Source organism: Rhodococcus sp. IEGM 1408 (assembly GCF_033142235.1).
In the GTDB taxonomy this organism is placed as follows: Bacteria; Actinomycetota; Actinomycetes; order Mycobacteriales; family Mycobacteriaceae; genus Dietzia.
Map to the genome: position 1 here is coordinate 30663 of NZ_JAWLRW010000009.1, position 15253 is coordinate 45915.

At 71.4% G+C, this 15253-nt stretch carries 15 protein-coding genes; 4 read left to right on the forward strand and 11 right to left on the reverse strand.

The window, feature by feature from the left end:
• The first annotated feature begins 20 nt into the window (after window positions 1-20).
• Window positions 21-1160: a hypothetical protein gene (locus tag R4P08_RS14355; protein ID WP_317814573.1), complete on the forward strand. Its 1140-nt coding sequence runs from the start codon at window positions 21-23 to the stop codon at window positions 1158-1160.
• Between the two features lie 10 nt (window positions 1161-1170).
• Here the strand turns inward: R4P08_RS14355 and R4P08_RS14360 are convergent, their stop codons facing one another.
• The 3 genes from R4P08_RS14360 to R4P08_RS14370 form a co-directional block, all read right to left on the reverse strand.
• Window positions 1171-1812, reverse strand: coding sequence for a YoaK family protein (locus R4P08_RS14360; protein ID WP_317814574.1), 642 nt, complete (start codon window positions 1810-1812; stop codon window positions 1171-1173).
• A gap of 80 nt (window positions 1813-1892) precedes the next feature.
• On the reverse strand, window positions 1893-4193 hold the full coding sequence (gene purL, locus R4P08_RS14365; RefSeq protein WP_317814575.1) for a phosphoribosylformylglycinamidine synthase subunit PurL: 2301 nt from the start codon (window positions 4191-4193) through the stop codon (window positions 1893-1895).
• Between the two features lie 83 nt (window positions 4194-4276).
• Window positions 4277-5503, reverse strand: a complete 1227-nt coding sequence (locus R4P08_RS14370) for a saccharopine dehydrogenase family protein (protein WP_317814576.1) — start codon at window positions 5501-5503, stop codon at window positions 4277-4279.
• Between the two features lie 220 nt (window positions 5504-5723).
• Between R4P08_RS14370 and R4P08_RS14375 the strand changes: the two genes are divergently transcribed.
• On the forward strand, window positions 5724-5909 hold the full coding sequence (locus R4P08_RS14375; protein WP_317814577.1) for a hypothetical protein: 186 nt from the start codon (window positions 5724-5726) through the stop codon (window positions 5907-5909).
• An 80-nt stretch (window positions 5910-5989) separates the two neighbouring features.
• Here the strand turns inward: R4P08_RS14375 and purQ are convergent, their stop codons facing one another.
• The 4 genes from purQ to R4P08_RS14395 form a co-directional block, all read right to left on the reverse strand.
• Entirely contained in the window at window positions 5990-6667 is a 678-nt protein-coding gene (purQ, locus tag R4P08_RS14380) for a phosphoribosylformylglycinamidine synthase subunit PurQ (RefSeq protein ID WP_317814578.1), read from the reverse strand.
• Entirely contained in the window at window positions 6664-6918 is a 255-nt protein-coding gene (gene purS, locus R4P08_RS14385) for a phosphoribosylformylglycinamidine synthase subunit PurS (RefSeq protein WP_317814579.1), read from the reverse strand. Before purS ends, purQ begins: the two co-directional genes overlap by 4 nt.
• A gap of 125 nt (window positions 6919-7043) precedes the next feature.
• Window positions 7044-7748: a DUF2334 domain-containing protein gene (locus R4P08_RS14390; protein ID WP_317814580.1), complete on the reverse strand. Its 705-nt coding sequence runs from the start codon at window positions 7746-7748 to the stop codon at window positions 7044-7046.
• A gap of 88 nt (window positions 7749-7836) precedes the next feature.
• Window positions 7837-8328, reverse strand: coding sequence for a glutathione peroxidase (locus R4P08_RS14395; RefSeq protein WP_317814581.1), 492 nt, complete (start codon window positions 8326-8328; stop codon window positions 7837-7839).
• Between the two features lie 63 nt (window positions 8329-8391).
• Between R4P08_RS14395 and R4P08_RS14400 the strand changes: the two genes are divergently transcribed.
• Both R4P08_RS14400 and R4P08_RS14405 read left to right on the forward strand, forming a co-directional pair.
• Window positions 8392-8670 carry a helix-turn-helix transcriptional regulator gene (locus tag R4P08_RS14400; RefSeq protein ID WP_317814582.1) on the forward strand — a complete coding sequence of 93 codons (279 nt, stop codon included), beginning with the start codon at window positions 8392-8394 and terminating at the stop codon, window positions 8668-8670.
• The gene (locus R4P08_RS14405; protein WP_317814583.1) at window positions 8667-9209 is read left to right on the forward strand and encodes a hypothetical protein; all 543 of its coding nucleotides are present in this window, start codon (window positions 8667-8669) and stop codon (window positions 9207-9209) included. Before R4P08_RS14400 ends, R4P08_RS14405 begins: the two co-directional genes overlap by 4 nt.
• A gap of 134 nt (window positions 9210-9343) precedes the next feature.
• Here the strand turns inward: R4P08_RS14405 and R4P08_RS14410 are convergent, their stop codons facing one another.
• The 4 genes from R4P08_RS14410 to purB form a co-directional block, all read right to left on the reverse strand.
• Complete coding sequence (locus R4P08_RS14410) at window positions 9344-11590, reverse strand: S9 family peptidase (protein WP_317814584.1); 2247 nt, start codon at window positions 11588-11590, stop codon at window positions 9344-9346.
• Window positions 11587-12480, reverse strand: coding sequence for a phosphoribosylaminoimidazolesuccinocarboxamide synthase (locus tag R4P08_RS14415; RefSeq protein ID WP_317814585.1), 894 nt, complete (start codon window positions 12478-12480; stop codon window positions 11587-11589). The genes R4P08_RS14410 and R4P08_RS14415 overlap by 4 nt, the downstream gene beginning before the upstream one ends.
• 64 nt (window positions 12481-12544) lie before the next feature.
• Entirely contained in the window at window positions 12545-13408 is an 864-nt protein-coding gene (locus R4P08_RS14420; RefSeq protein ID WP_317814586.1) for a lysophospholipase, read from the reverse strand.
• A gap of 366 nt (window positions 13409-13774) precedes the next feature.
• Entirely contained in the window at window positions 13775-15235 is a 1461-nt protein-coding gene (purB, locus tag R4P08_RS14425; RefSeq protein ID WP_317814587.1) for an adenylosuccinate lyase, read from the reverse strand.
• Window positions 15236-15253 lie beyond the last annotated feature (18 nt).

Below are 15253 nucleotides of genomic sequence, written 5' to 3' on the forward strand. Positions count from 1 at the left end.
ACGGCTGCCAGAATGACCCGATGCCCACGCCCGACCCGACCCCGGCGAGCAGCTGCCGCGCCCACGAGGACCACCTGCGGTCGCTGGGGCTGCCGCAGATGATCGTCCCCTCCACCCGGTTGCGCGAGATCCTCCAGCGCTCCGCCGGCGCCAGCGCCGGACTCGCCGTCGCCGCGACCGGCCTCGCCGCGCTCGACCGGGCCAACGACATGGCGGTGTTGCTGGTCGAGCGGGTGGGCGAGGAAGCCCTCGGCACGGGGTTGATCGGCGCAGCGAACCCGATCGTCGTCCTGCTGCTCCTGGCCCTGGGCCTGATCGCCGCCGCCCCGCTCGTCGGCTGGCTGGTGGCGTGGCTCGTCCGACGCGCGAGCTGGGCGACGGGCACCCTTCTCGGGCTCGCCTCGGCGATCGCACTCCTCGTCGTCGCACCCATCGCCTTCGAACCCCACGACGGCCCCACCCTCCGCACCACCGCCCCGGCCCTGGCGGGGGTCCTGGTGGGCACCTACCTCGGTGCCGGTTCCCTGGTGCGGTGGGCGGCGCGGCGCGTACGCCGCGAACTGGGTTCCACGGGCCACATGGTGGCGCGGGTGCTGCCGGTCCTCATGCTGGCCGTGCTGTTCTTGTTCTTCAACGCGGAGATCTGGCAGGTGATGGTGGCGCTGTCCTGGCCGCGCACGTTCGCCGTGTTGGCCGTCATGGGCTCTCTCACCGTGCTGCTGGTGGCCATCACCACCCGGGACGACCTGCAGCACGAGTTGGCGGTGCGGGCGCCGGGTCGCGCGTTGCGGGTGTCCGAGCGGATCAACATCCTGCTGGTCCCGGTGCTGACGACGCTGATCCAGGCCGTGTTGTTCGGCAGCCTCGTCTTTGCGTTCTTCCTCTTCCTCGGGTGGATCGCGATCCCGGAGGCCACCGAGACCCGCTGGACCCTGCGTCCCACCGAGGACCTGGGCGGCCTGCTGTCCCGCGTCCCCGTGAGCATCACCCTCCTGCGGGTGTCGCTGGTGCTCGCCGCGTTCGCCGCCCTCAACCTGGCCGCGTCCGCGGCGTCGGATGCCGCCCACCGCAAGAGGTTCGTGCACCCGATGATCGACGAGGTGGTCCACGGCCTCGCCGCGCGCGAGGCCTACCTGCGGGCACGACGACGACGAGGCTGACCCCTACCCCCTAGGCCCGGCGGTACTCCCGGCGGCGGACCCAGACCGTCGCGAGCAGTGCACCGCTCACGACCGCCGCCGCGACGCCCAGCGCGGCCACGCCCAGGCCCACCTGGAGCACCGCCCCGGCCAGGCCGCCCAGGGAGAGCGCGGCCCACAGCGCCACCTGCTGGCGGTACGGCGCCCACGAGCCCCCGGCCAGCGCGTCGACCAGGCGGTGGGCGGACTTGACCACCGCCCCGGTCATATAGGTGACCCCCAGTGAGACCTCGCCGCCGGAGTGGAACACCGAGTTCATGGCGCCCATCGACGCCGCGACCACCGTCATCGACACCGGCACCCCGAGGACGGTGACGGCGGTGAGCCGGTGCAACGCGAGGCCGGCGACCAGCAGGACGGCCACCAGCGCCAGGACGGCCGGGCGGTCGTCGAGGTTGCGGCGGCGGGTGACCAAAGCCCCGGCCACCGCACCGAGGAAGAACGAGACCAGGACGACGACGGCGATCCCCGCGCCCGAGTAGTCGCCCTCCGCCAGGCCGACGACCATGCGGGTGGAGTTGCCGCTCATGAAGGAGACGAAGTAGCCGCCCACCACCAGGAAGCCGACCGCGTCCACGAAGCCGGCGGTGCCGGCCAGGACTACGGCGAGCACCCGCTCACATCGCTTGAGATCCCGCATCCGGGCCGTCGCCTACCGGCTCGCTGACCGGTTCGCCCTGCGGCCGACCCGGCTCAGACCGGGTCGACGCCGAACAGGGCCGGCAGCGTCCCCTCGTGCGCGGTCCGCAGCTCATCGGTGGTCAACGTGAACTGGCCCTGGACCTCGAAGGTGCCGGAGTCCGGGTCGGTCACGCCGACACGGGTGTGCGGGATGTCCTGCGCGGTGAGCATCTGCTGGAAGCGGATCTCCTCGCCCCGGGGGACGGACACGATCACGCGGCCGGCCGACTCGGAGAACAGCCACACGAACGGGTCCGCGCCCTCGGGCAACACCACGCGCAGTCCGCATTCCCCGGCGAGCACCGACTCGACGAGCGACTGGGCGAGCCCGCCCTCGGACAGGTCGTGCGCACCGGTGATCAGGCCGTCCTTGGAGCACGTCGCCAGGATCCGGGCGAGCGTGGCCTCCCACTGCAGGTCCACCGTGGGGGGCATGCCGCCCAGGTGGTCGTGGGCGACCTGCGCCCAGATCGACCCGTCGAGCTCGTCCCGGGTCTCGCCGAGCAGGTAGACGCTCTCCCCCGGGGTGTCACCGAACGCGGTCGGGGTGCGGCGGGCCACGTCGTCGATCACGCCGAGGACACCCACGACGGGCGTCGGGAGGATCGGCGTCGAGCCGGTCTGGTTGTAGAAGGAGACGTTGCCGCCGGTGACGGGGATGCCGAGCTCGGCGCAACCGTCGGCCAGGCCGTGGACTGCCTCGCGGAACTGCCACATGACGCCCGGGTCCTCCGGCGAGCCGAAGTTCAGGCAGTTGGTCACGGCCACCGGGCGCGCGCCGGTGACGGCGACGTTGCGGTACGCCTCCGCCAGCGCGAGGCGGGCGCCGGTGTACGGGTCGAGGCGGGTGTAGCGGCCCGAGGCGTCGGTCGAGAGCGCGATGCCTCGGCCTGACTCCTCGTCGATCCGCAGGACGCCGCCGTCGGCGTTCTCCGCGAGGACCGTGTTGCCGCGCACGTAGCGGTCGTACTGCTCGGTGATGAACTTGCGCGAGCACAGCGCGGGGCTGGAGATCATGTCGAGCAGCGTCTGGCGCAGCTCGTCCCCGGTGGCGGGGCGGGTCAGGCTCGCGGTGGTGTCGGCCTGCAGCGCGTCCTGGTCCGCCGGGCGCTCGACGGGCCGCTCATAGACCGGGCCGTCGTGGGCGACGGTGCGCGGCGGGACGTCGACCACGGTCTCGCCACGGAACTCGATGGTGAGGCGGTCGCCTTCGGTGACCTGCCCGATGTCGGAGGCCAGCACGTCCCAGCGGCGGCACACCTCCATGAACGCGTCCACGTTCTCCGGAGCCACCACCGCGCACATGCGCTCCTGGGACTCGCTGGAGAGGATCTCCGTGGCGATCATGCCCTCGGCGCGCAGCGGCACGTTGTCCAGCACGATGTGCATCCCGCCGTCACCTGCCGCGGCCAACTCGGAGGTGGCGCACGCCAGTCCGGCGCCGCCCAGGTCCTGGATGCCCACCACGAGCTTGTCGCGGTAGAGGTCCAGGCAACACTCGATCAGCACCTTCTCCGCGAATGGGTCGCCCACCTGGACGGCCGGGAGCTTCCGGGGCTTGGCGGGCGCTCCGTCCTCCTCCTCCTCGAAGGTCTCCGAGGCCAGGACCGAGACGCCGCCGATTCCGTCCAGTCCGGTCCGGGCGCCGAAGAGGATGATGCGGTTGCCGGTGCCGGAAGCGAAGGCCAGGTGCAGGTCCTCGACCCGCATGACGCCCGCGCACAGCGCGTTCACCAGCGGGTTGCCCGCGTAGGACTCGTCAAAGACGGTCTCGCCACCGATGTTGGGCAGGCCCAGGCAGTTGCCGTAGCCACCGACGCCCGCAACCACGCCCGGTAGCACACGATGCGTGTCGGCGGCGTCCGCCGGGCCGAAGCGCAGCTGGTCCATGACCGCCACGGGGCGCGCGCCCATCGCCATGATGTCCCGGACGATGCCGCCGACTCCGGTCGCCGCACCCTGGTACGGCTCGATGTACGACGGGTGGTTGTGCGACTCCACCTTGAACGTCACGGCCCAGCCGTCGCCGATGTCCACCACGCCCGCGTTCTCGCCGATGCCCGCGAGCATGCTCGACCGCATCTCGTCCGTGGTGGTCTGGCCGAAGTACTTGAGATGCACCTTGGACGACTTGTAGGAGCAGTGCTCCGACCACATGATCGAGTACATGGCCAGCTCGGCGTCCGTGGGCCTGCGGCCCAGGATCTCCCGGATGCTGGCGTACTCGTCCGCCTTGAGCCCGAGTTCGGCCCAGGGCTGATCGAGGTCGGGAGTGTCGGTGGCGTGCGCGATGGAGTCGACGTGAGTGGTCACGGGGCCGAGTCTAGTCAACCGTCCCCCACCGACGAATCCCGTCCCGCGCGCGCTGGGTGCACGGGGGCTGGGCGGGCCGGTGGCTAGGTGGAGAGCACCTCGAAGGTGAGCCCGCCACGCTGCACGCGCTCGAGCAGCGCGTCCCCCATCGCCTGGGCGGTGGTGAGCTGCCCCGAGAGCGCGGGCAGGTCGTCGAACGCCAGGGACAGCGCGGATTCCGCGATCATCATGGACGTCTCCGTGTAGCCGGGGTCGCCGCCCGAGACCCGCGTGACCACGCGGCGCCCGCCGGCCAGCGCCACAAAGGTCACGTCGAACGACGACCGCGCCCGACGGGACTCGCTGGGCCCGGCGCCACGGTCGATCCGCTTGAGGATCTGCGAGCGGATGGGGCCGACCTGCGCGCCCACCGCCAGCGCGCCGACCCCGACCACCCCGGCGGCGGCGATCACAGGCGAACCGACCGCGGCGTAGTGCGCGTAGCTGAAGTCCGGCCCGTAGCTCTCCAGCGCGGCGGCCGATCGCAGCACGATCTGCGGATCGATGGTGGGCAGCGGCACCAGCCACCGGCCGCCCAGCGCGCTGTCGCGGTGGGGCCTGCCCGCCACCGCCTTGATTCGTCGACCGACCGCCTTGCCCTGCTTCTCCCGGCGCAGCTTGGCGACCCGCGACGCCTCGCGGAGTCGTGCGAACTGGCCGATGGCCGAGTGGAACGTGCCGCCGGAGAACTGGGCGTCGGCGTGAACGGCCCCGTAGACGGCCACCGGCACGCCCTCGGGGACCTGCTTCATCGTGTAGAACACGCCCAGGTCGTGCGGGATGGAGTCGAAACCGCACGCGTGGACGATCCGCGCGCCGGAGGCCACGGCCTTGTCGTGGTAGTCGAGGTACATACGGTCGGCGAACTCGGGCTCGCCGGTCAGATCCACGTAGTCGGTCCCGGCCTCGGCGCACGCGGCGACGAGCGGTTCGCCGTACTCCAGGTAGGGCCCGACGGTCGTGATGACGACCCGCGCCGACCGCGCCATCTCCGCCAGCGACTCGGGATCCTCGGTATCCGCCACCACGACCCCCGGGGCCGGGACGTCCGGCATCTCCGCGGCCAGCCGGCCGACGAGCCCGTCGAGCTTGACCCGCGACCGACCGGCGACCGCCCACGAACCGCCCTCGGGCAGGTGCCGCAGGAGGTACTCCGCGACCAGACCACCGGTGAAACCGGTCGCACCATAGAGGACGATGTCGAACGGCCGGGCGGCCTTGTCGGGGGCCTTGTCGGGTGCGGACTCGGGCTGGGGGGTGGATTCGCTCATCCCACGGTTGTACCGCATCGCGGTCCCGATACGGCGGGGTGCTCGAGGCCAGACAGCCCCTCCGTTCCCACCAGCCACGTGAGGTGATTTGTGCCACTTGGACTCAAATCATGAACGGTTGCCCAACTGGCTGGGCAGAATGGGTCGGTGCAGGCGGCCATACGGGTCGCCGCCATTCGCCTCGGCCCCCCAGCCGGGCGACGACCCCAAGGAGAATTACATGGACTTCACCGGTTCCATTGCTGACGCCACCGCCCCCCTCAGCGCCGAGCTCGGCAGCCTCGCCCAGGGCGTCGGCTCCTCCGCCGTCGACACCGTCCTCCGCTTCGCGCTGAGCCTCCCCACCATGCTGCTCAACCTCGCCGCCGGCATCGGTGGCGACCTCGGCAGCACCACGGGCGCCTGAATCACCCCGCAACACTGAAGGGCCCGCCGGGAGAGATCCCAGCGGGCCCTTCGCTTTGCCCTGAGCAGCAGTGACTGCGCCTAAGCGTTGACCACCGCGTCCAGCGCGGAGAGGAACAGGCCCAGCCCGTCGTCCGAGGGGCCGGTCAGCGGCTCGATGGCGTGCTCGGGGTGCGGCATGAGCCCCACCACGCGCCCGTTCTCCGAACAGATGCCGGCGATGTTGTTGGTCGAGCCGTTGGGGGCGTCGCTCGCGAAGCGGAACACCACGCGCCCGTCACCCTCGAGCTGTTCGATGGTCTCCGGCGAGGCCATGAAGCGGCCCTCGCCGGACTTGAGCGGGACGAGGATCTCGGCACCCTGCTCGAAGCGGGAGGTCCAGGCCGTCGAGGTGTTCTCGACCCGCAGCCACTCGTCGCGGCAGATGAAGTGCATGTCGCGGTTGCGCCCCATCGCGCCGGGCAGCAGGCCGGCCTCGCACAGGATCTGGAAGCCGTTGCAGATGCCCAGCACCGGCATCCCGCCCTTGGCCGCCGAGATGACCTCGCCCATGACCGGGGCCATCGAGGCGATCGCGCCGCAGCGCAGGTAGTCGCCGTAGGAGAAGCCACCCGGGACCACCACGGCGTCGACGCCCTTGAGGTCCGCGTCGTCGTGCCACAGCGAGACGGCCTCGGCACCGGACATGGCGACCGCCCGCGAGGCGTCGATGTCGTCCAACGTGCCGGGGAACGTGATGACGCCGATCCGTGCGGTCACGCGGTCACCTCGGCGGCGTCCACGCGCACGACCGTCCAGTCCTCGATCACCGTGTTGGCCAGCAGTGACGAGGCGATCTCCTCGAGCTCGGCGTCGGTGACCCCGTCGGCCACCTCGAGCTCGAACCGCTTGCCCTGCCGGACGTCGGTCACCCCGTCGTGCCCCAGACGGCCGAGGGCTCGGTGGATGGCCTGGCCCTGCGGATCGAGGATCTCGGCCTTGGGCATGACTTCGACGACAACTCGGGCCACGGTGGGAACTCCTCGTTCGGATGGTTGCGCGGGACGGACCCGGACCGGCCGGGACTCAGTGCCCGATCCTACCCGCAGGGGCTGGGGTCGCCCGAACGCTCAGTTCGCGCGGGCCTCCAGTCCGCTCAGGCCGCACCGACCAGCGCGACGGGAGGCCACTCGTAGCGGGCGACGTCCGCGCCGTGTTCGCCCGTCACCCTGTCCACGGCGTCCAGCAGCGCCGACCGGGGCGCGCGCCGCGAGAGCTGCTTGGCGGAGACGTTGATGCGGACCAGACCGCCGGCCGCCGCGGTGCGGCCTGCAGCGGTGACGAGTGCGCGGCACCACCACGCGTCGGCCACGAACCCCTCGCCTATCGACAGCACTCGCCCCCGCTCGGTCGTCCCCCGGACCACGTCGTGGACGCCGGCGAGCGAGGCGCAGACGCGGAAGCCCGCGCCGGGCAGCGCCGTGAGGCACCCCGGGGAGGCGTTCCACCGGGGCGGGGCGAACACCCGGGTCCGCAGGCCCATGTCCCCCATGAGCCGGTCGGCGGCGGCCAGGCGCACGGCGGCCTCGGCGGGACCGATCGAGGCGAACTCGGGCCGGCGCGGCCTGGTGGCCGCCTCGTCGTACCCGGCCAGCACGATCGCGTCCCCCCGCCGGCGGCGGTGCCGGAACCACTCCTGCGACCCCTCGTCCGTCGCCAACCGGTACTCGTGACCACGGCGCGGCGCGACCAGGAGCGAGACGGGGACGGACCGGCGCTCGAGCTCGCCCACCAGGTCGACCGCGTTGTCGAGCGAGGAGTCGCGCAGACCGGAGAGGGAGACGATGAGACGCGGGGTCATAGGTGCATGGTCGCAGTCCGGCGTGTCGGATCGACGACGACGAGGTGTACGTCAGATGACCGGGCCGGAGCGGTACGCATCACCCCGGTCAGACCGGGAGGACGTCCTCGATCGCCTCGACGAGCTCCGGGGCACCGGGCTCCACCTTGGGGCGGAAGCGACCCACGACCTCACCCGAGGGGGAGAGCAGGAACTTCTCGAAGTTCCACTGCACGTCCCCGGCTTCACCGTCTGAGTCGGCGACCTTGGTGAGCTCGGCGTAGAGCGGGTGCTGCCCGGCCCCGTTGACCTCGACCTTGGCCGCGAGCGGGAACGTGATCCCGTACTTGGCGCTGGTGAACTCCTTGATCGCGTCGTCGCTGCCCGGTTCCTGGTTCATGAACTGGTTGCACGGGAAGCCCAGGACAAAGAAGCCTCGCTCCTGGTAGTCGTCCGCCAACTCCTGGAGCCCCTCGTACTGCGGGGTCAGACCGCATTCGCTGGCGACGTTGACCACCAGGACGGCGTGGCCGGCGTAGTCGGCCAGCGTGGCCTGCTCGCCGTCGATGGTGGTGAACGAGATGTCGTGGACGCTGCTCATGCGAGTCAGCTTACGCGGAATCCACCATTGACAGACTGTTGGGTTTATACAACCATTCATTGCATGAGCCCAGTCAGAAGGGGCGAAAAGCTCCCCATCCACAACCGGATCGCCGTGCTGCGGGCCGAGCACCAACTCAGCCGCGCCGCGCTCGCGGAGCGGATCGAGGTCAACCCGCAGACCGTGGGTGCGCTCGAGCGCGGCGACCACTACCCCAGCCTCGAGCTGGCCTTCCGGATCTGCGGGGTGTTCGACCTACCCGTGGAGGCCGTGTTCTCCCGCGAGGAGTTCCGACCGATGTCCACCGAGATGTACCGCCCCAAGCGAGAGGAACGACCATGACCACGCCCACCACCGGCACCACCGCAGCCACCGACACCCTCACCCGCGCCGAGAAGCGCTTCGAGAAGATGCGGGCCCAGACCGAGCGCAGCCTCCCGTCGTGGCGGACACCCGCGCGTCGGCGCCTGTTGATCCAGCTCAACTGGGCGAGCCTGGCGATCATGGCCGCGATCGCGCTGGCCGGCTACTTCTGGATGCCGATCATCCTGGCGTGGCTCCCGATGACCGTCGTGATCTGCGTCGTCTGGACCATGCTGCGCGTCACGATCGACTCCAAGGACAACGCGCCCGCCCCCTACCTGGACGAGTTCGAGACCGCCACCCTGCTCCGCGCGAGGTCCCGGGCCCTGTCGGTGGTCACCGGAGGGCTGTTCGTGATCTCGATGGTCTTGATCTTCGGGGCCAGCCTCGAGGCCGGCGACGGCCACAGTCTCGCCTACCTGATGGGCTGCCTCGGCATCCTGACGTTCCTCGCCGGCGCGGTGATCCCCGCCGCGGCGATGGCCGGGACCATGGAGCCCGCCGACCCGGCCGCCTGATCGCCACCCCTTACAGCCGCGTGTAAGAACTGCAGCCACACACGAGATTTCGTGTGTGACTGCAGTGTGCGCGCGCGGATGCCGACCTGAGCCCGGCCGGGCGGTGGCTCAGCCGGCCCCGGCCGTGCGGTGGCTCAGCCGGCCCCGGCCGTGCGGACCGTCCACGCGTACTCGAACGCCGTCTGGCGCCACCGCTCGTACCGCCCGGACACTCCGCCGTGACCCGCGCTCATCTCGCAGCGCAGCAACACCGGCCGCTCGGAGGAGTTGGCCGAGGTGGACACCGCACGCAGCTTGGCCACCCACTTGGCCGGCTCCACGTAGAGGACCCGGGTGTCGTTGAGCGAGGTCACCGCGAGGATCGCGGGGTAGTCCTTGGCCTCGACGTTCTCGTACGGCGCGTACGAGGCCATGTAGTCGTAGACCTCCTCCGAGTGCAGCGGGTCGCCCCATTCGTCCCACTCGATCACCGTGAGCGGGAGCTCCGGCATGAGGATCGAGGTGAGCGGGTCGACGAACGGCACCACTGCCTGGATCCCGGCGAACAGCTCGGGGGCGAGGTTGGCCACCGCGCCCATGAGCAGGCCACCAGCGCTTCCGCCCTCCGCCACCAGCCGGTCCGGGGCGGTGAGCCCGGAGTCCACGAGGTGCCTCGCGCACGCGATGAAGTCGGTGAAGGTGTTCTGCTTGGTCAGCGTCTTGCCCTGCTCGTACCAGAGGCGGCCCATCTCGCCGCCACCGCGGACGTGCGCCACGGCGTAGGCCATGCCGCGGTCGACCAGCGAGAGCCTGGCGACCGAGAATCCCGGATCGATGCTCGACTCGTAGGAGCCGTAGCCGTACAGCAGCGTCGGCACCTTCTCGCCCGCGTCGACCCGGGACGCCGTGCCGGTGGACATGACCAGCGAGATCGGCACCTGCGTGCCGTCCTCGGCCGTGGCCCAGTCCCGGCGCTGCACGTAGCCGCTCGGGTCGTACCCGCCCAGCACCTCCTGCTCGCGCAGCAGGGTCCGCTCCCCCGTCGCCAAGTCGAGCGAATAGACGCGGCCGGGCGTGACAAAGGACCCGTACCCGAAGCGCAGCACCGGCGAGTCCCACTCGGGGTTGGACCCCGGACCGGAGGTGAAGAGCTCCTCGTCGAACTCCACCGGCGTGAACTCGCCGTACGCCCGGGCGCCGACGGTGGACGCGGTGGCTGCGGAGTCCGAGGTGTCCAGGGGCATGAGCGCGAACCGCGGCAGCGCCCCCTCCCGATAGCCCAGGACCAGCACGCGGACGAACGCGTCGACGCCCTCCACGCGGACGTCGTCGCGGTGCGGCACGAGCGCGTCGAGATCGCGGAAGTCACGGTCGACCGGCCCGGCGGCGGCCTCGACCACCGCGAAGTTGGGCGAGCCCGCGTTGTGGGTGATGACGAACCGGTCCTCGCCGCCGACGACCGCGTGCTCGACGTCGTACTCCACGCCGTCCTCGCGCGGGCGGACGCACCAGAACTCACCGGTCGGGTCCGCGGAGTCCAGGCACCACACCTCGGTGGTGATCTTGGAGCCGGCCGCGATCTGCAGATACTTCTCGCTGCGTGTCTCGCCGACCCCGATCCAGTAGGACTCGTCGGGCTCGTGGAACACCTTGTCGTCGTCGTCCCGGGTGGTCCCCAGGCGGTGACGCCACACGGTGTCGGGGCGCCACGCATCGTCGACCGTCACGTAGAAGACAAACTGGCCGTCGCGGGACCAGGTCACCCCGGCCGCGATGCCCGCGATCTCCTCGTCCGGTGCCGTGTAGCCGGGGTCCAGGGACCGGAAACGCAGGGTGTAGCGCTCGTCGCCCTCGGTGTCGGTGGCCCAGGCCAGCGCGCGGCCGTCGTGGCTGACCGAGAACGCCCCGAGGGCGAAGTACTCGTGGCCCGCGGCCTCGGCGTTTCCGTCCAGCAGCAGTTGCTCCCCGGGGAGCTCGACGTCGGGCGAGACCTCCGGCGGCACCCAGCCGGCCGGGTCGTCGGCGTCCGCGACGTACTCGGGCGGCACGGGCACGCGGCAGTGCCGCGCGTAGGACAGCCCCTCCGACGTGCGGGAGAAGTACCACCAGCCGCTGGAGCGGACGGGAACCGACATGTCGGTCTCCTTGACCCGCGACCGGATCTCCTCGTACACCTCGTCCTCGAGCGGCTTCTGCTCGGCCATCATCGCGTCCGTGTAGGCGTTCTCCGCCTCGAGGTACGCGCGGGTCGCCGGCGCGTCCTTGTCGCGCAGCCACTCGTAGTCGTCCACGAACACGCGGCCGTGGTGCTCGCGGCGGTGGGGGCGGCGCTCGGCCGACGGGGGCGTGGGGACCGACGTCTCCGCGGTCACCTCAGGGGCGACGGCTGTGTGATCGCTCATGCGGACTCACCGCCGATCCAGTCCGCGAAGGACAGGCCGGAGATCCGCTCGTAGGCCTCGATGTACCGCTCCCGGGTCGCGTCCACAACCTCCTGAGGGAGCGCCGGCGGCGGGGTGTCGGCGCCGGGGTTCCAGCCCGCGTCGGGACCGGTCAGCCAGTTGCGCACGTACTGCTTGTCAAAACTCGGCTGCACGCGGCCCGGCGAATAACCGTCGGTGGGCCAGTACCGGGACGAGTCCGGGGTGAGCACCTCGTCCGCCAGGATCAGCTCGCCGTCGGCCAGACCGAACTCGAACTTGGTGTCCGCCAGCAGCACCCCGCGCTCGGCGGCCATCTCGGCGGCCCGCGAGTACACGTCCAGGGTGGCCGTCCGCAGCCGCTCGGCCAGCTCGGCCCCGACTATCCCGGTGAGTTGGTCGAACGAGATGTTCTCGTCGTGGTCCCCCATCGCCGCCTTGGTGGCCGGGGTGAAGATCGGCTCGGGCAACCGACTGGCCTCGACCAGACCCTCGGGCAGCTCGATACCGCACACCGTTCCCGACTCGCGGTACTCGACGATCCCGGACCCGGTGAGGTAGCCGCGGGCCACGCACTCGGCCTGGACCATCTCGAGCCGCCGCACCACCATGGCCCGGCCCAGCACCTCGGCGGGGATCCGCTCGTCGTCCAGCGGCCCGGCCAGGTGGTTGGGCACGTCGAGGGCGTCGAAGAAGTACGCGCTCATCGCGGTGAGCACCCGACCCTTGTCGGGGATCGGCGTGCCGAGGATGTGGTCATAGGCCGAGATCCGGTCGGTGGCCACCATGAGCAGCGTCTCGGCGTCGATCTCGTACAGGTCGCGCACCTTTCCGGCGGCGAGGTGACGGTAGGACGAGAGGTCAGGTCGCATGGGGGCCAGCGTAGACGGGACCCCGCCGACGCCGGTCTGCACGAGGTGGATCAGGTGAGGCGGATCAGGTCAGCCGGGCGTCCAACCACTCGCCGAGCGCGGCGTAGGCCTCGTCCGCGCACAGGTCGTTGAACAGTTCGTGCCGTCCCCCGTCGAACTCCCGGTAGGTGATCTCTGGCCGCGGGTCGTGGTCCGTGCCGGCGATCTGCGCGAAGCGACGCGCCCCGGACGGGTACGTGATGGTGTCGGCGGACCCGTTGAGGACGAGCGTGGGCAGCCGCAGCGCGCGGGAGCGTTCGAGGAACCGGAGCCCGCCGGCGTACAGCGTCCCCGCGGACAGCGCGGGCACGCCCTTGTGGTGGACCAGGGGGTCCGAGGAGTAGTCCTCGACGTACTCGGGCACGCGGGAGATGTCGCGCGGATCGAGCTTGTCCACGGGCAGGAACGGCAGGAACCGGGTGAGGAACGGAGCCATCGCCCGCAGGGGTGCCGAGGTACCCTCGCCCACGATGAGCCCTGGTGAGGACAGGATCAGGCCCCTGAGGTCCCACGGCCGCCGGAGCGCCGACTCCCCGGCGATCAGCCCGCCCTTCGAATGCCCCATCAACAGCCGGGGCAGGGAGTCCGCCCCCGCGCCCTCGGCCGACCTGCTCCACTCCACCACCGCGTCGCGGACCGCGAGGTTGTCGTGGATGTGCGTCTCGACTGACACCTTGGCGCGCGGCCCGGGCGCCGTGCCGTGGCCGCGGAGGTCATAGGCCGCCACGCTGATCCCCCGGTCCGTGAGGAACCGGATGGTCCGCCCGTAGCGGCCGGAGTGCTCGCCGAAGCCGTGGACCAGGAGGAGCAGGGCCCGGGGATCCTCGGCGTGGTGCAGGGTCGCCTGCAGGCCGGAAGTGCCGGGAACGGGGATGATGGTCTCGCGCATGGGTTTCAGCGTATCGCCAGGCACCCCGTCCGCGACGCCGTTCCCCGGCCTCCGGCCTGCGTTACAGGCTCCGGCCCGGGTGCCGGCCCAGCAGGGATCTCCTGATGCCCTGCAGCCGCGCGCCGACATGGCGTCTCGCGTGCACCGAAGCGAGCGCCAGACGCCATGTCCAGGGGCGGCTGCGGTCTGGACGGTCAGGCGCGCGAGCAAGACGCCAGGCGCGGGAGCGGATGTGCGCGGATTGGGCGGCCGAGCCCTGAGCGCGCGGGCACGCATCGAGCGCACGCCTCTGGCGGGCGCCGCGTCGGAGCGCCGAGTCACACGCCCGAGTCAGAGCGCCGAGTCAGACGCCCGGCCGCCCGGCGGTCAGAGGATCGAACCCGGCGCGTAGCCGGCGGCCTCCGGGTGGCGGGCGACGAGCGCGTCCACGCGGGCGACCACGGCGTCGACCTGGTCCGCCGCCGCGCCGATGAACGCCGCGCGGTCCGCCAGCGCCTCCTCCAGCGCGGCCCGGTCCAGCGGCAGCCGCTCGTCCGCCGCCAGCCGCTCCAGCAGATCGGGCTCCCGGCCCTCCTCGCGCATGGCCAGGGCCACGGCCACCGCGTTCTCCTTGATGGCCTCGTGGGCGATCTCGCGGCCGACCCCCGCGCGCACGGCGGCCATGAGGACCTTGGTGGTGGCCAGGAAGGGCAGGTACCGCTGCAGTTCCTTGTCGATCACCGCGGGGTAGGCCCCGAACTCGTCGAGCACGGTCAGGAACGTCTCGAACATGCCGTCCAGGGCGAAGAACGAATCCGGCAGCGCCACCCGGCGGACCACCGAGCAGAAGACGTCGCCCTCGTTCCACTGCGCGCCGGCGAGCTCGGCCGCCATCGAGCCGTAGCCACGCAGCACCACCTGGAGCCCGTTGACCCGCTCGCAGGAGCGGGTGTTCATCTTGTGCGGCATGGCCGAGGAGCCGACCTGCCCGGGCTGGAAACCCTCGGTGACGAGCTCGTGCCCGGCCATCAGGCGGATGGTCTGCGCGAGCGAGGACGGGCCGGCGCCCAGCTGGACCAGCGCCGAGACGACCTCGTAGTCGAGCGACCGCGGGTAGACCTGGCCGACCGAGTCGAAGGTGCGGGCGAAGCCCAGGTGCTCGGCGATGCGCCGCTCGAGCTCGGCCAGGCGCGTGGCGTCACCGTCGAGCAGGTCGAGCATGTCCTGCGCGGTGCCCATGGGCCCCTTGATGCCGCGCAGGGGGTACCGCTCCAGCAGGGACTCGACCCGCTCGAGCGCCACCAGGAGCTCGTCGGCCGCGGAGGCGAAGCGCTTGCCCAGGGTGGTGGCCTGGGCCGCGACGTTGTGGCTGCGACCGGCCATCACCTGGTCGCGCTGGGCCGCCGCGTGCTCGGCCAACCGGCGGGCCGCCGCCACGCCGCGGTCGCGGACTAGCTCGAGGGAGCGCACCACCTGGAGCTGCTCGACGTTCTCGGTGAGGTCCCGGCTCGTCATGCCCTTGTGGATGTGCTCGTGGCCGGCCAGCGCGTTGAACTCCTCGATGCGCGCCTTGACGTCGTGCCGGGTGACCCGCTCCCGCTCGGCGATCGAGTCGAGATCCACCCGGTCGAGTACCGCCTCGTACGCCTCGATCACGCCGTCGGGCACGTCGATGCCGAGGTCGCGCTGCGCGCGGAGCACCGCGATCCACAGCTGCCGCTCGAGCACGATCTTGTGCTCGGCGGACCACAGCGTGGCCAGGTCCGCGCTCGCGTAGCGCGAGGCGAGCACGTTGGAGATGCGGGGCTTGGTGGTCCGGGACTGGGTGGTCTGGCTCTGAGCGGTCACGCCCCCCAGTATCGCAGC